A 17934-nucleotide genomic window follows, 5' to 3' on the forward strand; every position below is an offset into this window, starting at 1 on the left:
GACCCTGGAAGGTGAGTACTAATTGATTTATTTCTTAAAGAATACTATAAAACTATTCTTATAATCATACATTTAGTGACAAATATCATGCTTGAAGCATTTAAACATAACCTGAATCATGTTAGCGTGCCATCTTTTATATATGGTACCGCCTGGAAAAAAGAGAAAACCCAAATGCTAACTTTTCAGGCATTGGAAAATGGATTTCTTGGAATTGATACCGCAAATCAACGGAAACATTATTTTGAAGAAGGGGCTGGGCAGGGGATCCAGCAATTCTTAAAAAATACAGGAAAAAGTCGTGGTGATTTATTTTTACAAACAAAATTTACTCCAGCCTCCAGTCAAGATCACAACAAACCTTATGATGAAACTGATTCTTATAAAAATCAGGTCAGACAATCGTTTTTAAGTTCCTTAGAGCACCTACAAACTGATTATATTGATTCTTATATTCTTCATGGACCCACTTATTATTCTGGAGTGGTACAAGATGATTTAGATATTTGGAAGGCTATGGAAGATTTGTATTATGAAGGGAAAATCAGGTTGCTTGGTGTTTCCAATGTGGATCTGGAGCAACTGGAAACTCTTTATAATGCAGCTGTTATCAAGCCTTCAATGGTGCAAAATCGATGTTTTGCAAGCAGTTACTGGGATGCCTCAATCAGAGTATTTTGTAAAAAGCACGACATGCTTTATCAGGGGTTTTCTTTATTGACAGCAAATCAATCTTATTTACTCACTAATAAAATACATGAACTTGCTAAACAATATAAGAAATCAATACCACAAATTATTTTTCGATTTGCCTTGCAAATTGGGATAGTGCCCTTGACGGGTACAAGTAATCAGCAGCATATGAAAGAAGATTTAGATTTGGATTCATTTGAACTTTCATCAGATACAGTAAAACTCATTGAAGAAATTAGCAAGAGTTGATTTCTTCTACTGACAAAAACTGTCACTAAATTGGATTAGACTGTAACACCTCTAATGCAATTGACAAGATATTATGAATAAAAATTGGGGTTATCAATTGCGGTATGGGTTAATCCCAATGAGCGAAAACGATAAATCAATTATAGCTACTGCTATGCAGGCTCAATGGTTATAACAATGAAAAGCGAGGACATTGTGAGAAAAATTACACCAGAACTTATTAAAGTAGAAGCATTTAGCGTAGTGGGACTAAGGGAGAGAACCAAAAATATCGATGAATTTAATCCTCAAACAGCAAGATTACCTGCGCTTTGGGAGAGATTTCATACGTCACAAATAGCGACGCAAAAGCCTAATTCACTGATTTATGGAGTTTATTCTGATTATGAATCAGATGATAAGGGCTTTTATACTGTGACTTCCGGGATAGAGGTTAATGATTCGAAAACAATAAGTTATGGTGATAGCGTCAATATAAAAAAAGGGAATTATCTTATTTTTAAAAATACAGGTCCAATGCCCAAAACAATCATCGAAACCTGGCAAGCAATTTGGCATTTTTTTGATACGCAAACCAATATCTCCAGAGCATATGAGACAGATTTTGAAGTGTATATGGGGCAAGAACAGTGTGCTATTTATATCGGTGTCAATATGTCTTAACAGTAAAGTTTATTGTGTTCATTTTTCAATTGCGATAAATCATTTTGTCTTAAAAATTGGCGGAGTAATTATAATTGTTGCAGTATTTTCTTTAGGGCAAATTATTTCTTCAAAGCTGGATGTATTAAAAGTCAGGGTTTCAAGATTGGTTTAAAACACAGAAAAAGAAGACCTTTCAGGCGAGATTATTTGGAAATGGATGGCTGACAATTTGGGCGCCTTTAAGAGTAGGAGAAATAACACTCAAGCAATTTTGTGATAAGTTCAATGAACATTTTCATGTGAATATGACATTTAGTGAATTTAGTAAAATTTTTAATTCTATGTGTACTTTGGATAAAGCATCGCTTAGAGCGAGTAGCCAAGTTTAAAGGATTATTAGATGAGCAGGAAGAGGATATAAAATTTGTGCTGGTGGCTGGTGTCGCACACAAATTATGCTCACTTATATTCTTCAAAAGTTAATTCCGGAAACTGCGGTTATTAGTGATGATAAGTGGTCTGAGAGTGAAAAAATTTTATTTGCTCCCTCAATGTCTTCAAAATGTACAGAACATCTTGATACATTTAAGTATGCATTGAAAAAACTTAAAATAGGTGAAGAGGATCATGTTATTTCCTTCTTAAATACCATCAAGGTATATGACCATCCTCATTTCCTCTATATTGATCCGGGTAAAGACTGGAAAAAGTTGCTGAAGCTTTAAAAAATCAAGAATCAAAAAAACTGTTGTTTATGAGGTATAAATAACTCATTATTAAAACAAAATCAGTTAAAAAAAGGATCTCTGCTCCAGCTTTAGTTCACGAAAGGATAAAAAAATGTTGCTTCATGTTTGTTATAAAACATGTTGGTAAGAAAAGAATTAGATATTTTTTGAAATTGCTTTAATGTAGTCAACTCAATTTTACCTTGTAATTTTATAGTAAAAATCATTTGTTTTGCCTTCTCAGACTCTATCCATTTCATAATAAGTGCATAAGCACGATCAGGATAGCATGCTACATCAGATAAAACCCAATCATAGCTTTGTTCCAATTGAACCGGATCTAGAGCAAAAGCACTTTGTTGCAAGGAAGTAACACGCGGTAATTGCTCAATTTTAGGATCTAATAACGCTTTATCCACAGCAGTTACTGATGCGCCTAATGAGTGCATGACATAAGTCCATCCTCCTGGCGAAGCACCTAAATCTAGAGCCTTATCACCTGGTTTGGGATATTTCCCCAAAAGAGTGAGTGCTTCCCAAAGTTTTAAGTAGGCTCTGTTGGGGGGATTTATTTTATCTTCAATAAAATAGCATATTCCTTGAGGCCATTTTTTATGGCGTTTCGCGCTATAAATCAACGTAGTATTATCTAACAGGCTAAAAGCACCTATTGATGGAATTTCAGACTCAAGGGGAAAATGACGTAGGAGCGGAGGAAGCTTTCGCAATTGCTCTTCGATTAATCGTGAACGTCTTATATGAGAAATAGGATGTAAGTACCAGAATTTCCCTGCTTGGCGCAAAATTCTTACTGCTTCCGAAATGGATTGAAATGTTACTATTTGCGGTTCCAACCAAATATCCTGGGCAAAACATACATCCAGTTTTTTATGAGAGGAAAAAACCAAATCATCTGCAACGCATGAAACTTCACCTAACTCTTCAGACAGAACAGAAAGAAACTCGGGTTTAGCGACATAAACAGCAGCAATTTTTTTTTCCATAAGTCGAATGCCTAAAATTTGGTTAAAAAAATGCGATCTTACCACCATGAACTTATAGGAACGAGTCCTATGCAGTTAAAAATACCTAACAAATGGAAAAATATTTAGAATACAATAATATGCTGGTAAAGGATATTTAAGGTTTATTTGTACTATACTGAACTTCGATGCCTAATTTAAGGGAATTAAAAATGGAAAAGAAAACTGTTCTTATTACTGGGGCTCTAGCTGGAATTGGCAAAGCAACGGCTTTTGCTTTTGCTCATGAAGGTGCAAATATTGTAATTTCTGGACGTAAGCAAGAAGTAGGAGAGTCTTTAGCAAAAGACCTTCGAGCCTTTGGGGTAGATGTATTATTCATTCGAGCTGATGTACGTTATGATGATGAAGTAAAGGCGCTTATAGACAGTGCTGTGAAACGTTTTGGCCATTTGGATGTGGCAGTCAATAATGCAGGAACAGAAGGAGTGGCAGCGCCATTTATAGAGCAAACCGTAGAGAGTTATCATTCCACTTTTGAAACGAATGTGCTTGGTGTCTTTCTATGCATTAAGCACGAACTCAAAATCATGATCGAGCAAGAATCTGGATGTATTATTAATCTTTCCTCAATTGCTGGTCAAAGAGGAGTGCCGGGGGCATCAATTTATTGTGCATCAAAACACGCGGTTGAAGGATTTACAAAGGTTGCTGCACTTGAAGCCGCTGCTGCCAATGTTCGTGTCAACGCAGTTGCCCCTGGTCCGATTAGTACGGATATGTTCGAGCGTTTTACTGGCACTGAAGAGAATAAAGCAGCTTTTCTCGAAATGGTGCCTTTAAAACGTGTGGGGCTTCCTGAGGAGGTGGCCCAAACCATTGTTTTTTTGGCTTCAGATAAGGCGTCTTATATTACAGGAAAAGTGGTAGGAGTAGATGGTGGTATGCTTTGTTAAGCAACACTATAAAACTCCTTTAGGATACGTGCTGCAGATAATGCAGTAATGTGTGTATTATCCAGCGTTGGAATCATTTCACTTATATCCATTCCAATAAAAGTGAAATGATGATGCAGTATATGCAGTAAGCAAATGATTTGAGGGCCTCCTGGGTAAGGACTTTCTACTGCTGGTGCACATGTAGGGTTTAATCCATGTCAATAATACAGAAAGTATTGCGCAATTATTTATTAATGAATTTGGTTATGGTGTCCTATCCAAGGAGTTTGCTGCTCCTTATATTGAGTCAGGAGAACTATCCGTTTTTAATGAGAATAAATCGTATCTTAACCCCATCTTGTTAGTATGTCGTCAAATATTTATATGGACAGATTATTTTTCTACCATAGTGCATGCAATAAATTAACTAATTCTCTGTTCATTTTAATTATTTATTATCAACATCCTCTATATAATGGGGCATAGCCTTAAGACCTAAAGCCGCACCAAGTTTCTGTGCAGCAGAAATGAAACTGCGAAAAGCGATTAATTCTGCAATTTCTGCTTCAGAAAAAAAATTTTTTAATCGTGTTATCTCGTTTTTATCGGCCGACTCATGCGTTATTGAAAATAGATTAGCAAATCTTAATGCTTCAATGAGACGTTCATCTTGCGGATCTTGCTCAGGTGGCCCCGCCTTTGGCATACAATAATGACATTGATTATTAAAAGCTAAAGCACGTCTTACTTGCTCTAAAAAATCAGCCTCCAATTTCCCCCATTGATTGAGTATTTCAGGAGTGTGTCCCAAAAGACGCTCAAAAGGAGTTGTCCCATGGCTTGATAATTGGATGAATGACATATTAATTTTACCTTATTAGTTATCTGATATGAAAAGTATATCGATACAGGTAGGACTTTAAAATTCAAATATTATTTAAAATTTAGATAGGATGAACTAAAGCTCTATAAGATATGATGCTGATGAAAAAGACAATGAGTCTTTTTCATCAAACGTTATTTATTCTACATATACAGTACTGGCGGCTGGGCCATCATTACTTTTTGCTTCAACAAAAGAAACCCTTTTTCCAACCTCTAATTTATTAAAATCATAGTCGATGACACTTTTACTGGTAAAACGAAGTCTTCTACCATCAATTGTTTCAATAAAACCATAGTCAGCAATAGGAGCGATTTCGCGAATAAATCCCTCGGGAGGTTGTTCGTGATGTTTTACTTCTCCCCGTTGTTTATGAACGTACTTTTTAAGTTTTCGAGTCATAGCAAGAAATTTATCTCTTATTGCAACATAAACGTCTTCATGAGCATGATTTTCAGCAAGATCTCGATTGACTACCAACTCTGCATTGGGAACCATAAGATCAATACGTACATGAAAAATTTTCCCTTTATTATGATGCCGATGGGTTTCAATGCTTACATTACAATTTATAATTCCATCAAAATACTTCGCTAATTTTTCAGCATGTTTGCGTGCATTATCCTCAATAGCTTGAGAGTGTCTTAGATTATTAAATACTATTTGTATAGGAAAATGTACTGAATTCTTCATTGTTTGCTCCTTATATCATATACATCAATATCATTTTTAAAGCTATGTTCTTTGTCTTGCTTCTTTTTTTTGTTGAAGCTTAACTACATCAACTACATTGACCATTGTTTCAGCCAGAATTTCAATAAAATCATCTAGAGTAATTATGCCTATAAGAGCATTCTCATTATTAACAACTGGCAAACGACGGATTTTTTTTGAATGCATCATTTCAAGCGCGTCAAAAAGGCTGTCATTTTCAAAAATACAGGTAAATGGTTCTGTGAGAATATCTTTGACTAACAACGAGTCAGGCTTAATTCCTGCTGCCATGACTTCAATAACCAAATCACGATCGGTGACTATGCCTATAGGCACCTTTTTATTCTGTTGTTCCTCAAGTAAAATCAAGTCACCAACATGATAGGAGCGCATGAGTTCTGCAGCATTTTTTACTGATTCATTGCCGTTAATTACAACTACATTCCGGTTACAGTATTCGCCAACTCTCATAAAGGTCTCCCAAAATAATAGTTGTATTAGTTTTGCTTCGTAAACAAAGTACTTTACTAAACAGAAAAGCACTTCACATTCACTACGTCGAACTACGAATTGACCGCAGGGAAAACGAAAAATTAAATAATTTATTATCTGTTTTTAGTATAGTATATAAAACCCGAACCCGGGTTGATTCAATTGAATTAGTCTTTGTTTATGCTGATATAGAAGATGCATGCGGTTGATTTTTGAGAATTTTATAATGAAACAAGTAAAGATTAACCAGTAAAAATAATAGTGTTAAGCCCAAAGAAAAAAGCACATTAACTCCTAATAGAATAAGAATTGATAAGGCTAAAACGGATCGTATCAACTCAGGAATTAAGATTTTCTGTTTGCCATTGGCGATTGAGCCAAGTATGTAAAGGGTAAATAGGATAAATACTCCTAAAAACCAAGAACTTGGTGTGCTCGATGTGAATGTAAACGAGAGATAAGCATATAAGGTGATTGCAAGTCCTATGTTTAATAGCATATATAATTTAGGAGATGTACGATTTTTAGAGGTAATAATTCTTTTTGAGATGTTTTGATTTTGGTTTTGTAAATGATAAATTATCCATTCTGGAGGCATAAAAAAAGCTTTAATTATATCCAGTTTATTTTTTAGATTTTTTCCATAATACAATACATCTTTAATCACTTTAATATTGGCATAAAAAGGATTCCATGAATCTAAAGGCTCGGTTACCCCGTATTCTACAGGAGCATTTTCTGGCTCGAAAGTTCCAAAGAGCTTATCCCAAATAATTAAACTTCCTGCATAGTTTTTATCTATATATTGCGGGTTTTTTCCATGATGGACTCTATGATGAGAAGGCGTGTTAAATATTTTTTCAAACCATCCCATGCGGTTAATTGATTCAGTATGGATCCAAAATTGATAAATAGTATTTAACGAGGAAACTATGACAAACATCCAAGTCGGAAAACCGATTAAGGCTAAAGGCAGATAAAAAACCCAGGACGTTAAGGTTTGCCAATACCCCTGTCTTAATGCGACCGATAGATTAAAACATTCACTTTGATGATGAACAGAATGCCCTATCCAAAAAAAAGTACACCGGTGGCTTGCCCGATGATACCAGTAGTAGCAAAAATCAGCGCCAAGCCACAACATAAGCCAAGAGCTAATCGAATGTGGGTCAATAGAAAAAAAAGCAAAGTGCTCGTATAAATAATAATAACCGAATATTATGAGTCCTCTTACAGGCAGAGCGGCAATTTCCTCAAAGATACCGGTAGTAAAATTATTTATAGAATCATTGAATTGATATACATTTGATTTTTTATAATAGGCAATGCTCCATTCAATACCTATTAAAATCAAAAAAATAGGCGCAGCAAATACTATTAAACTAATATCCATATCAATCCTTTAGCTCAGGCTAAATTAAAATAATTTTATTTTTTTCACGTATATTTAGATTGTAAATGCTGGAATTAATATTTACCAACTTTTTAAAGTTTAAACTTGGGCTTAGTATTTTTAGGCGTTTCCTTTGTTCTATATTTTAATTGTTCCATTTTTTAACTCTAACTTGTTACTCTATGTGATTACTTACCCCGTCACACTCGTATGAATTTAAAAAATTGATGTATTCAATTTCATAGCCTATGCAAGCAGGCAAATGAGCAACAGAGCTAATAGTATATTTAATAGGGATTTCTGAGGATACATTATTTAATGCTTGAGGATTAACAAAGCAGTAATCAATCCCAAAATCTCTTGCTCCATAACCGTCATTAATAATGGAATCACCCACCATCAATATCGAATGCTTCTCAATAGAGTGTTTGCGCCTGTTCGTAATTTCCTGCACAGCAATATTAAAAACTTCTATATTGGGTTTAGCTACACCAACATCATCAGAAACAATATAACAATCAAACCAATCATTTAATTGCAGTCGTCGCTGTTTTTTTCCCTGAACTTCGACAAAACCATTAGTAATAATGCCTAAAATATGTCCTTTTTGATGTAAAAACTCAATGGCAGTTTTCACATTAGGTATCCAATGAGCATGGATGCAAAGATTGCTATCATACTCATTTGCAACCTCTTCTGCGGATACAGAGCAAGAAAGCTTTTGATTTAATTGCACAAATCGTAGCAATCTCACCTCACTTGGCATAAGTGTGTTTTCTTTGGCTCCAACTTGATTCCATAGAAGGGTGTTGATTTCCTTATAACTCTGCTCAAAGACAGCATATTGAATTGCGGAGTAAAATTTTTTATAAATATTTTTTAAACCCATTCGCTGGGAATAAGCAAAATCGATTAGCGTATCATCGAGATCAAATAAAATAACTTGATAGGGCATTCATGAATCCTGTCATTCATTTTATATCCAAAAATGTAAATACCAATTCACTATACTATGGCCCCAAAATAAAGAAATTAGTCCACTTATGCATAAAAAAGGACCGAAGGGAATTGTAGTATCTTTGGATTTATTTTGTAAACGTAAATACAATAGGCCAATAATTGTACCACTAATTGAAGCAAGAAGTAGAATTAACGGTAAAAATATCCAACCAAACCAAGCACCAAATGCAGCAAACAATTTAAAATCGCCATTGCCCATACCAATTTTGCCAGTGAATAAATAAAATATTTTAATAAATATCCATAATCCTATATAAGCTCCTGCAGCACTAAGCACTGCTTGAGGTAAGGGAGTAAACAAATATTCAGTATTCGCAATAAGCCCTATCCATAATAAACTTAAGGTTAAGCTGTCAGGTAAAATCTGATGGTCTAAGTCAATGAAAATTAAACAAATTAAAATCCAAATCGCAATCAATGCAAAAATCAATTGTACCGTGAAACCAAAATGCCAAGCCGCATATAATGAGAGAAGCATTGTGACTAATTCAATTAAAGGATAGCGAATGGAAATGGGCGCGTTGCATTGGTAACAGCGTCCACGTAAAAACAAATAACTTAAAATTGGAATATTTTGCCAGGCCTTAACCGTTGTTTTACACGAAGGGCAAAAAGATCGTGGAAAAAATAAATTAATTGATTGTTGATCGTCTTTCTTGATTCCGATCAAATCATTGTATTGTTGCCTCCATTCTATTTCCAACATTATGGGCAAGCGGTAAATAATAACGTTAAGTAAACTGCCCACTGCGAGCGAGAATAGGGCGATCGCAGTATACATAAACCAAATATGATTGGTAATGAGGTCATATATCATTGAATGATCCTGCTGAAAAATGTAGGTATTTATATTGCAGATCCTAGTTTAAAGATAGGTAGATACATTGCAACTACAAGTCCGCCTACCAAGACACCTAAAACAGTCATAATAACAGGCTCTAATAAACTGCTGAGCGAGTCGACAGTATTATCAACATCTTCTTCATAAAAGTCAGCAACCTTACTTAACATTCTCTCTAATGCACCTGACTCCTCACCAATGGCAACCATCTGAACCACCATATTTGGAAATAGTTGGGTATTCTCCATGGCCTTATTTATTTGTTGACCAGTAGATACCTCTTCTCTAATTGTGTCAGTGGCTTTAGCGAAAATAATATTTCCTGTAGCACCTGCTACAGATTTAAGTGCTTCAACAAGAGGCAAGCCAGCTGCAAAAGTAATTGATAGCGTCCTTGAAAAACGAGCAATTGCAGCTTTCTCAACAATGGGACCTATTACAGGTAGTTTCAACACAGTTCTATCTACATTTTGCGCAAACTGAGACGAGTGTTTTAGTGCATAAATAAACGCATAAATACTACTAGCCAAAGCTCCAAAAATTAAATACCAATAGGATTGAAAAAATTTAGACATACTCACAACTGCTTGGGTCATAGCAGGCAAGTCTGCACCAAAACCCTTAAATAAAGCGTCAAATTGAGGGACAACGAAAATAAGTAAGCCAGTCGTGACAAGAAAAGTAACAACCAATACAGCCATAGGATAGGTTAAAGCTTTTTTAATTTTCTTTTTTATCGTTTCTATTTTTTCTTTATAAGTAGCGATTTTATCTAACATGATATCAAGAGAGCCTGATTTTTCGCCAGCTTCCACCAAATTGCAGAATAATTCGTTAAAATGGGCAGGATTTTTCTTCAGTGCCTCAGAAAGTGTTAATCCTGTTTCAACATCACCTTTTATATTTTCAATTAATTCTTTAAGCCGTTTATTGGATTGCCCTTTTGCAACGATATCAAAGGATTGCACTAAAGGTATTCCTGATTCAATCATTGTCGCTAATTGACGACTAAATACCGTAATATCCCCAGACTTTATTTTTTTGCTTTTTAGACTGAAAAGAGGTACGCGTTTCTTGGCAATTTTGTTAACGATAATTCCTTGTCTGCGCAGCTCTACTTTGGCTAACGCAAGACTCCTGGCCTCAATATCTCCATTTATTTTCTGAGCCGCTTTATTAACGCCTGTGTAATGAAAGGCTAAGGTGGTATTGGCATTTTTTTTCATTTTTTCGCGGTTAATCAACGGTTACCCGATTGACTTCCTCTATAGTGGTAATGCCTTGTTTTACTTTTTCAAGTCCCGATTGATAAATAGTAATCATGCCTTCTTCCTGGGCGATTCTTAATATATCCAAAGAATTTCCTCCCGACATGATGATTTGGCCAAGTTTTTTAGTCATAGGCAATACTTCAAACAATCCTATTCTCCCGCGGTATCCATTGGTACACTTGGCGCATCCTCCTGCTTTATATAATTTAATTCCCTCTAAATCAGTTTCTGCAAAGCCTAATTCTAACAAGCCCGGCTTGTTGATGTCATCTCTTAAGACTTTACAATGTTCACATAATTTTCGGGCTAAGCGTTGAGCAATAATAAGCGTTACTGAACTGGCTACATTAAATGTTGCAATTCCCATGTTGACTAAACGGTTTAATGTTTCAGCAGCGCTGTTTGTATGTAACGTTGAGAGTACCAAATGTCCTGTTTGTGCTGCTTTAACTGCTATTTCAGCTGTTTCCAAATCACGTATTTCCCCAACCATTATGATGTCAGGGTCTTGCCGTAAAAATGCCCGTAAAGCGCTGGAAAAAGTCAATCCTGCTTTGGGATTGATATTAACTTGATTGATTCCTGGTACTTTAATTTCAACTGGGTCTTCAGCAGTGGAAATATTTACTTCTTTAGTATTGAGTATATTCAATGCAGTGTACAAGGTTACGGTTTTACCACTTCCTGTTGGTCCAGTGACCAGGATCATGCCTTGGGGACGTTTAATTGCATGTATAAAATGTTCTTTTTGAATAGAACTGAACCCTAAAGCTTCAATACCTAATTTTGCTGAACCAGGATCTAATATCCGCATCACAACCTTTTCGCCTGAGGTAGTAGGGCAGGTGCTGACGCGAAAATCGATGGATCTGGTTTTGGATATTTTCATCTTAAATCCACCATCTTGTGGAATTCGTCTTTCTGAAATATCCAAACTGGACATGATTTTTATTCGAGCCGTAATACGCATAGCTAAACTTCCAGGAGGCGTTGCGATTTCATGTAAAATACCATCTTGTCGATAGCGTATACGGTATTCTTGTTCATAAGGCTCAAAATGAATGTCTGAAGCTCCTTGTTTAATCGCATCAAGAAGTATTTTATTGACGAATTTAACTATAGGGGCATCCTCTGTTATCGAGGTAGCAATACTTGTTTCATGTTCTTCTTCGTTAATAATAATCCCATCAAACTCAGTAACATCTCCAACAAATTCGGATAAACCCTGAGTTTCTTGTACCGTCAGTAAATGATCAATTAATGTGCTGAGTTTATCTGCCTCAACTATAATTGCATGCGTATTAAGCCCTGTATGAAATTGGATTTCTTTTAAAGAAGCGTGTTTGCTTGGGTCTTCTGTTGCAAGATATAAATTGTTTCCACGATAAAATAGAGGAACCATTGAGTGGCGACGAATTAGCTTTTCATTGACCAAACTCATAGGAATGGAGTCGATATCAATACAGTCCAAATCAAGCATGGGAACGCCGAAATTATGAGCTGCTGTAAATGCAATTTGTGTCGCTGATAAAATGTTATTTTTGACAAGGTATTGAACTAAGGATATTTTTTCTGCAGAAGCATTCTTACAGAACTCAGCCGCCTGTGGTTTATCCAAAAGCTTTTCAAGAACAAACAACTGTCCTATTCCATGTAATTTAAATTCGTTGCTTCCTAACATAAGTTCTATCGGCTTTGATTATGATAGTAACTATAGTTAATCTCTTTCATAAAATCACCTGTTTTATGCACCTCGGTGTTCTATCTTGCCCTTTAGCAGAGGAAATTTATGTAGGACAATAGCCTCAAGTTCTTTTATTTAAATTTCCAAGCTATTTAAACTCAAAAAATGGATTGTATGTATATGAAACTCGTTGTATTGTAGTTTAATTCAGGATTAACTATCTAAGGTATTATTTTGTTGATTGAACGGCAATTAAAACAATATCGTGCCCTGAATAAATGGTTTCAATCGCCCTTGGGGCTTTTTGCTGCCCATGAATTTTTAGTTAACCTTGAGCCTGAAAGCGAGTATTTACATGGTGAAACACTGCTGCAATTAGGCAATTGTGGTGATAATATCTGGCTAAAAAAATTTAATTACATCCATAAATGGATTGCATCTCCTTTTTCTTTAGCCAATAAAATTCAAATTAAATGTGCTTTAAACCAGCTTCCACTGGATCGTAACAGTGTGGATTGTATTATAGCGCCCCTCACGCTGGAGCCTTTTTCTAACAGCCTTAGTTTGATTGATGAGATCGATCGCGTTCTTAACCCTATGGGTTTTGTTATTTTATTAAGCATTAATCCTTGGAGCCTTTGGGGCGGAGCGATGAAAATCGGGCTGTTGCATTGTTATAGTGATCAAAAGGTTAAAATGCGTTCTCCATTCAATTTAAATCGAATTTTTTTACAAAGAGGTTATAGACAATATTCTCTAAGTAGTTTTTGTTATATACCTCCGGTAAATAATGCATCATTAATTAAAAAATTTACTTTTCTGGATGAAATAGGCAAGATGCTTTGGCCTTTTCCTTCTGGTTTTTACTGTTATATTGCTCAAAAGTATCAAGTTATAAAACCTAAACTGCAAATTACCCCTGATGAGTCAATAAAAGATTATGAAGTTCCATTACAGCCGGTTATTTTTCAAAGCCATGAGCTGTATTCGTCCGATAAAATAAAAAATGATAGATATTAGGAGTTTCATTATTTTGACCAAGAGAGTAGGATTGTAGACAAGCCCTAAGTCTCTTTGGGTTTTGGTGTCATATCAAATGGATTGAGGCTTTTTATTTCTGTTAATGAGGGAGACTCTATTTCCATAGTAGCTGATGATTGAGTTCGCTCAGTAACTGCTTTATCAAATGTTGCCAAGCTATCCATCAATGCTTTTTGGCTTGAGCTGCCAAATTGTTGTTGAGCAACATCGTTTTTTATTGTGTTGCCTATCGTTTCTTGGCTTCCTTCATAAAGTTGGCCACTCCCAGGAGAAAATACATAGTGGTCTGTAGGTGTAAAAGCAATGTCATTTACAAATGAAGCGCTAATAGGCGTCATTCCACCACAACAAAATTGTTTGCAGTTTATTGCTTCATTTTCATAAAATTGATCTTTCTGTTTCTTACTTATAAAAGAAAGAATAGGAGGGAATTCCATGAGTAAGGCTTCACGTTGTCTTTTAAGCGATTCATTATTTTCTGTATCAAGGCATTTTAACCTAAAATGATCAATTAATGGAGATTTTTGTAGTCCGGGAACCAGATTTTGAAAAAAAATCATGTTACCTAATTGAATAGGATCTTGTTCCTGTTTATTTTGTGACATGATATATTTCCTCATTAACTTAATATACACAGGGTATGAATGTTAGTAACCCCTAATAGTTTAAAGATTAGCAGTTATGGCATAAAATGCGAGTTACAAGGCGATTCACGCCAATTTTAATTTGAATAGATGCCCTTTGTTTTTGTATACTTTGTTCCGCCATAAGAACAGGTTAATTTTATGAATAAAAAAACGATATTCAGAATCACTTTTGCCAATCAAGAAGCAATTTATGAAGTTTATGCACGTTCTGTTAAAGAAAGTGATATGTTTGGATTTCTCGAAGTTGAAGAGCTGGTGTTTGGTGAACAAACTGCCTTGGTTGTCGATCCCTCAGAAGAGCGATTAAAAATTGAGTTTAATGGGGTAAAGCGGACTTTTATTCCAATGCATTCAATTTATCGTATTGATGAAGTTACAAAACAAGGAACAGCTAAAGTAAAAGATAATCCGGGCTATGGAGGTAAAGTTAGTCCTTTTCCTGGAACAGGAAAAATAAAAGATTAAATGAATGCTTTCCAATAACCCACTCCTTTGTCCCAAGGATTTATAATGACGATTCCAAATAAAATTAAAGAAGTTTACGAAAAATCAACTTGCTTGTTTACTACTAACGAAGTTGAAGCCGCTCTTGATCGAATGGCGATTAATATACATAAGGAATTGCAAGATCAAAATCCAGTGCTTGTCTGTGTTATGGTAGGGGGCTTAGTCCTTCTAGGTAATTTACTACCACGCTTGGATTTTCCACTAGAAGTCGACTATGTCCACGCAACGCGTTATCGAGGTGATATAACGGGTGGAGAGATTGCCTGGAAAGTGAAGCCATCAGCTAATTTGAAAGGAAGGACAGTTCTTGTTGTGGATGATATTCTGGATGGCGGTGTTACATTGGCAGCAATTATTGATGCTCTAAAAACTTTAGGAGCAGAAAAGGTATACAGTGCTGTTTTAGTGGATAAATATCGAAAACGTGTTCCTAACGGCTTGCAAAAAGCTGATTTTGTAGGTTTACAAGTAGAAGATCATTATATATTTGGTTATGGAATGGATTACAACGAATATCTAAGAAATGCACCAGGTATTTTTGTAGTGCATCCTGAACACGAATAGTAATTGCTAGAGCCTCAAGCGTAATTAATTGTAGAAATCACTATTAGCCGGGCGAGCCCGACTTTCTCCATGAAATGAATTTGATTTTGAATATCTCTTGATGCATCGGCAATTGGAAAAAAATAGATAATTACAACATCCAAGAAAATAGGAAGTTTAACCGTCATTTGATTTTGATGTGTAAGCAAAGGAGAGCTAAAAATGCGATCTGTAGTTGTTACGGGTGTTTCATCAGGAATAGGATATGCCATAGCAAAGGAATTGCTTACTCATGGTATTCAAGTTTTTGGCAGTGTGCGCAATCAAAAAGATGCGCTGCGTGTTACTTATGAACTCGGTACACTTTTTTCTCCTCTAATTTTTGATATAACCGATCAAGTTGCAGTGAGAAATGCAGCACAAGAAGTAGGTGAAAAATTACAGGGCGAAACGCTATGGGGATTAATCAATAATGCAGGGATTGCTGTTGTTGGTCCACTAATAGATACACCAATTGATGAATTTCGCCGTCAATTTGAGGTGAATGTTATTGGACAAATTCAGGTAACTCAAGCTTTCGTGTCTTTACTTGGCGCAGATAAGAGCCTGAAAGGCTCGCCGGGAAAGATCATCAATATAGGTTCTGTATCGGGTAAAATCTGTAGGCCTTTTTTTGGCCCCTATTCGATTTCAAAACATGGCTTAGAAGCATTTTCAGACACGTTACGAATTGAGTTGATGATTTATGGTATTGATGTAGTGCTTATTGGACCGGGAATGGTTAATACCGAGATTTGGCATAAGAATGAGGATCAATTGAGTGAGGATGAACTGTACAAATCAGTTTATACGAAGTCTCTACTTAAATTTAAAAGTTATATTTATCATAAAGTTGCTCAATCTGCTTTACCAACAAAAAAAGTGGGCGAACTTGCATATCAAATTTTATCTAATCCTCATCCTAAAACACGTTATGTGTTAGTTCCTAACCTTTTCTCCGACTGGATACTACCGAGATTATTGCCTAAACATTTTTTAAATAAGAAAATAGCGAAAGCACTTGGTTTTGACAAAAAATCAAAATAGTTAACCCTTTAATATATTTATCAACCAGTTGATAAATATGATCTAAAAACGCGAATTTATATTTTATTTTTAGTCAAAAATAAAGTATTTCGAAGAGATAAAAATTAGCGTATTGGGTTAAATAATTATATAGTCAGTATTATAGTATTCGTTGCATTTTGTTGAAAAAAACCGACGGACTTTTTGTTTTATTTTTGGTATTATTGCTCACTTAATAATTTAATTTTGGATGTATTTCATGAAGTTGGCTTTTTTTATTAGTAGCGCCGGCGATACGGATTTAGCATTAAGTTCGATTAAAGCGATAGAAACTCATGGTAAACATGAGGTCCTTCTTATCCCGTTAACTAAAACAGCCCAAGACCGTATAGCGAATTTTAATTCGACATTAAAGACTACTAAGATCACATTGCCAGAGCTACTTACCACTGAAAATAAAACTTTTCCGGATGGTTCTTGTAGTAAAGAGCAGCTCGATAAGCTAATGAACTATTTGCAAAAGGAGAGGGTTGAGCAGGTTTATTGCGGCATCCCATCGATCAGCAGTAACATTCCATTTCAAATTGCGGCAGCACTAGAAGATATTCCAGTACTCATGGCTTATGAATTTATGTACAAGCCAGATGTTCATCAATTATGGGAGCATTTATCTACCTTAAAAAACAGATCTAATGTACGATGGGCATTGCCATTAAACCACGCAGTAATTGATTTTGGAGTTGTGGACAAAAGTAAATTGCACATTATTGGGCATCTGAGTATTGATAATGCTTTTGCAGCAAAACCACCAACAGCTGCAAGTGATGAAGAATTGGCAAAAATCTTAAAAGCAAAACAAGATAGGACAGATAAAACAAAAAAAAGCTTGCAAATAACTGAAGGGAAATCTTTTGCTTTTGTAAGCAGTACTACTCAGCCTGTTGCTATTGATAGTACTTTTTTAAATTGTCTACTCGACGTGCTTCCCAAACATCCCAATATTAATGTTCGTCTTGGCCTTCATCCCGGTATTGAAAATCTTGATGTTTATTTAACTGAACTGCTCGCAGTTTATAAAAAACATCATAATGAATGTAAAAGTCAATTTAAAATTATTTTAACAGATAGTTTATTCTCAAAGCTTAAAAAACCAGAGTTAACAGTCAATAATCCTGAGTTTGAACAAGTATTTATATGCGCCAATGTGAGTGGTAATGAGGCCGCTGAGGCTGCTGATCGTGTCGCACAGGCTGTACCAGGTGCGTTATTAAACCAAGGAGTATTGGAAGGAAAACCCTCTTATACTCATTTTGGCAAACCTTATCTCCCAGAAAAATATTTTTCGAGCACTATAGCCTCTTTTTTTGCAGAGAAGCGTCAGAAAGCTCGCAGTAAAGAGGAGCTGGGTTTGGATAAGAGGACGGCACCAGAGCGTTGCGCAGAAGTTCTTTTAAGGGGAAAATAATTGCTTTTGCCCCTTTGTTAAATTGTATCTCAAAAAGTTGATCCATTAATGATGGTCTTAATTAAAGGTTGATCCTCTTCCTAGTTGCCACTAAATAACCTGCCAATATGAAAAAAACTTGATAATCAGCTT

At 35.5% G+C, this 17934-nt stretch carries 19 protein-coding genes and 1 pseudogene; 9 read left to right on the plus strand and 11 right to left on the minus strand.

Annotation, left to right across the window (positions count from 1 at the left end):
* The first annotated feature begins 87 nt into the window (after positions 1–87).
* The 3 genes from A8O27_RS14395 (at position 88) to A8O27_RS14405 (ending at position 2312) form a co-directional block, all read left to right on the plus strand.
* Positions 88–942 carry an aldo/keto reductase family protein gene (locus A8O27_RS14395; RefSeq protein ID WP_058459947.1) on the plus strand — a complete coding sequence of 285 codons (855 nt, stop codon included), beginning with the start codon at positions 88–90 and terminating at the stop codon, positions 940–942.
* A 177-nt stretch (positions 943–1119) separates the two neighbouring features.
* On the plus strand, positions 1120–1605 hold the full coding sequence (locus tag A8O27_RS14400; RefSeq protein WP_058459946.1) for a GyrI-like domain-containing protein: 486 nt from the start codon (positions 1120–1122) through the stop codon (positions 1603–1605).
* A 437-nt stretch (positions 1606–2042) separates the two neighbouring features.
* Positions 2043–2312, plus strand: coding sequence for a hypothetical protein (locus A8O27_RS14405; RefSeq protein ID WP_058459945.1), 270 nt, complete (start codon positions 2043–2045; stop codon positions 2310–2312).
* Between the two features lie 92 nt (positions 2313–2404).
* Here A8O27_RS14405 and A8O27_RS14410 read toward each other — a convergent pair whose 3' ends face one another.
* Positions 2405–3319 carry an SAM-dependent methyltransferase gene (locus tag A8O27_RS14410; protein ID WP_058459998.1) on the minus strand — a complete coding sequence of 305 codons (915 nt, stop codon included), beginning with the start codon at positions 3317–3319 and terminating at the stop codon, positions 2405–2407.
* Between the two features lie 191 nt (positions 3320–3510).
* Here A8O27_RS14410 and A8O27_RS14415 point away from each other — a divergent pair, with 191 nt between their 5' ends.
* Positions 3511–4254 (plus strand): SDR family NAD(P)-dependent oxidoreductase, encoded by a 744-nt coding sequence (locus tag A8O27_RS14415; RefSeq protein WP_058459997.1) that lies wholly within the window; start codon positions 3511–3513, stop codon positions 4252–4254.
* On the opposite strand, the pseudogene A8O27_RS18560 reads toward A8O27_RS14415, so the two are convergent.
* The 9 genes and pseudogenes from A8O27_RS18560 to pilB form a co-directional block, all read right to left on the minus strand.
* A pseudogene (locus A8O27_RS18560) lies at positions 4251–4436 on the minus strand (arginase family protein); the annotation flags it as partial. The gene A8O27_RS14415 and the pseudogene A8O27_RS18560 sit on opposite strands and share 4 nt — an antisense overlap.
* A 248-nt stretch (positions 4437–4684) precedes the next feature.
* Positions 4685–5098: a carboxymuconolactone decarboxylase family protein gene (locus A8O27_RS14420; protein ID WP_058459944.1), complete on the minus strand. Its 414-nt coding sequence runs from the start codon at positions 5096–5098 to the stop codon at positions 4685–4687.
* Between the two features lie 159 nt (positions 5099–5257).
* Complete coding sequence (locus A8O27_RS14425; protein ID WP_058459943.1) at positions 5258–5812, minus strand: HPF/RaiA family ribosome-associated protein; 555 nt, start codon at positions 5810–5812, stop codon at positions 5258–5260.
* A gap of 42 nt (positions 5813–5854) precedes the next feature.
* A complete protein-coding gene (locus tag A8O27_RS14430; protein WP_058459942.1) occupies positions 5855–6304 on the minus strand; it encodes a CBS domain-containing protein in 450 nt (149 codons plus the stop codon).
* Positions 6305–6503: 199 nt separating this feature from the next.
* Positions 6504–7718, minus strand: coding sequence for a sterol desaturase family protein (locus A8O27_RS14435; protein ID WP_058459941.1), 1215 nt, complete (start codon positions 7716–7718; stop codon positions 6504–6506).
* Between the two features lie 175 nt (positions 7719–7893).
* Entirely contained in the window at positions 7894–8673 is a 780-nt protein-coding gene (locus A8O27_RS14440; RefSeq protein ID WP_058459940.1) for an HAD family hydrolase, read from the minus strand.
* A gap of 21 nt (positions 8674–8694) precedes the next feature.
* Entirely contained in the window at positions 8695–9555 is an 861-nt protein-coding gene (locus A8O27_RS14445; protein WP_058459939.1) for a prepilin peptidase, read from the minus strand.
* 29 nt (positions 9556–9584) lie between these two features.
* The gene (locus tag A8O27_RS14450; protein WP_058459938.1) at positions 9585–10805 is read right to left on the minus strand and encodes a type II secretion system F family protein; all 1221 of its coding nucleotides are present in this window, start codon (positions 10803–10805) and stop codon (positions 9585–9587) included.
* 10 nt (positions 10806–10815) lie between these two features.
* Positions 10816–12531: a type IV-A pilus assembly ATPase PilB gene (gene pilB / locus A8O27_RS14455; RefSeq protein ID WP_058459937.1), complete on the minus strand. Its 1716-nt coding sequence runs from the start codon at positions 12529–12531 to the stop codon at positions 10816–10818.
* Positions 12532–12768: 237 nt separating this feature from the next.
* On the opposite strand from pilB, the gene A8O27_RS14460 reads away from it, so the two are divergent.
* Positions 12769–13554, plus strand: coding sequence for a methyltransferase domain-containing protein (locus tag A8O27_RS14460; protein ID WP_058459936.1), 786 nt, complete (start codon positions 12769–12771; stop codon positions 13552–13554).
* Positions 13555–13598: 44 nt separating this feature from the next.
* On the opposite strand, the gene A8O27_RS14465 is transcribed toward A8O27_RS14460, so the two are convergent.
* Positions 13599–14180 carry a hypothetical protein gene (locus tag A8O27_RS14465; protein WP_058459935.1) on the minus strand — a complete coding sequence of 194 codons (582 nt, stop codon included), beginning with the start codon at positions 14178–14180 and terminating at the stop codon, positions 13599–13601.
* Positions 14181–14360: 180 nt separating this feature from the next.
* On the opposite strand from A8O27_RS14465, the gene A8O27_RS14470 reads away from it, so the two are divergent.
* The 4 genes from A8O27_RS14470 to A8O27_RS14485 all read left to right on the plus strand — a co-directional run bounded on the left by A8O27_RS14470 (position 14361) and on the right by A8O27_RS14485 (position 17802).
* On the plus strand, positions 14361–14687 hold the full coding sequence (locus A8O27_RS14470) for a DUF1820 family protein (protein ID WP_058459934.1): 327 nt from the start codon (positions 14361–14363) through the stop codon (positions 14685–14687).
* 45 nt (positions 14688–14732) lie between these two features.
* Entirely contained in the window at positions 14733–15293 is a 561-nt protein-coding gene (locus A8O27_RS14475; RefSeq protein WP_058459933.1) for a hypoxanthine-guanine phosphoribosyltransferase, read from the plus strand.
* A gap of 201 nt (positions 15294–15494) precedes the next feature.
* Positions 15495–16358 (plus strand): SDR family oxidoreductase, encoded by an 864-nt coding sequence (locus tag A8O27_RS14480; protein WP_058459932.1) that lies wholly within the window; start codon positions 15495–15497, stop codon positions 16356–16358.
* 238 nt (positions 16359–16596) lie between these two features.
* Positions 16597–17802: a hypothetical protein gene (locus A8O27_RS14485; RefSeq protein ID WP_058459931.1), complete on the plus strand. Its 1206-nt coding sequence runs from the start codon at positions 16597–16599 to the stop codon at positions 17800–17802.
* The last annotated feature ends 132 nt before the right edge of the window (positions 17803–17934 follow it).

The sequence above is a fragment of the Legionella bozemanae genome (assembly GCF_001648595.1).
GTDB classification, from domain to species: Bacteria; Pseudomonadota; Gammaproteobacteria; order Legionellales; family Legionellaceae; genus Legionella; species Legionella bozemanae.

Excerpts from the sequence above, each read along its gene's own strand:
- A8O27_RS14395 (WP_058459947.1), top strand. The coding sequence starts at position 88 with ATGCTTGAAGCATTTAAACATAACCTGAATCATGTTAGCGTGCCATCT.
- A8O27_RS14400 (WP_058459946.1), top strand. The coding sequence starts at position 1,120 with ATGAAAAGCGAGGACATTGTGAGAAAAATTACACCAGAACTTATTAAA.
- A8O27_RS14405 (WP_058459945.1), top strand. The coding sequence starts at position 2,043 with ATGCTCACTTATATTCTTCAAAAGTTAATTCCGGAAACTGCGGTTATT.
- A8O27_RS14410 (WP_058459998.1), bottom strand. The coding sequence starts at position 3,319 with ATGGAAAAAAAAATTGCTGCTGTTTATGTCGCTAAACCCGAGTTTCTT.
- A8O27_RS14415 (WP_058459997.1), top strand. The coding sequence starts at position 3,511 with ATGGAAAAGAAAACTGTTCTTATTACTGGGGCTCTAGCTGGAATTGGC.
- A8O27_RS14420 (WP_058459944.1), bottom strand. The coding sequence starts at position 5,098 with ATGTCATTCATCCAATTATCAAGCCATGGGACAACTCCTTTTGAGCGT.
- A8O27_RS14425 (WP_058459943.1), bottom strand. The coding sequence starts at position 5,812 with ATGAAGAATTCAGTACATTTTCCTATACAAATAGTATTTAATAATCTA.
- A8O27_RS14430 (WP_058459942.1), bottom strand. The coding sequence starts at position 6,304 with ATGAGAGTTGGCGAATACTGTAACCGGAATGTAGTTGTAATTAACGGC.
- A8O27_RS14435 (WP_058459941.1), bottom strand. The coding sequence starts at position 7,718 with ATGGATATTAGTTTAATAGTATTTGCTGCGCCTATTTTTTTGATTTTA.
- A8O27_RS14440 (WP_058459940.1), bottom strand. The coding sequence starts at position 8,673 with ATGCCCTATCAAGTTATTTTATTTGATCTCGATGATACGCTAATCGAT.
- A8O27_RS14445 (WP_058459939.1), bottom strand. The coding sequence starts at position 9,555 with ATGATATATGACCTCATTACCAATCATATTTGGTTTATGTATACTGCG.
- A8O27_RS14450 (WP_058459938.1), bottom strand. The coding sequence starts at position 10,805 with ATGAAAAAAAATGCCAATACCACCTTAGCCTTTCATTACACAGGCGTT.
- pilB (WP_058459937.1), bottom strand. The coding sequence starts at position 12,531 with ATGTTAGGAAGCAACGAATTTAAATTACATGGAATAGGACAGTTGTTT.
- A8O27_RS14465 (WP_058459935.1), bottom strand. The coding sequence starts at position 14,180 with ATGTCACAAAATAAACAGGAACAAGATCCTATTCAATTAGGTAACATG.
- A8O27_RS14470 (WP_058459934.1), top strand. The coding sequence starts at position 14,361 with ATGAATAAAAAAACGATATTCAGAATCACTTTTGCCAATCAAGAAGCA.
- A8O27_RS14475 (WP_058459933.1), top strand. The coding sequence starts at position 14,733 with ATGACGATTCCAAATAAAATTAAAGAAGTTTACGAAAAATCAACTTGC.
- A8O27_RS14480 (WP_058459932.1), top strand. The coding sequence starts at position 15,495 with ATGCGATCTGTAGTTGTTACGGGTGTTTCATCAGGAATAGGATATGCC.
- A8O27_RS14485 (WP_058459931.1), top strand. The coding sequence starts at position 16,597 with ATGAAGTTGGCTTTTTTTATTAGTAGCGCCGGCGATACGGATTTAGCA.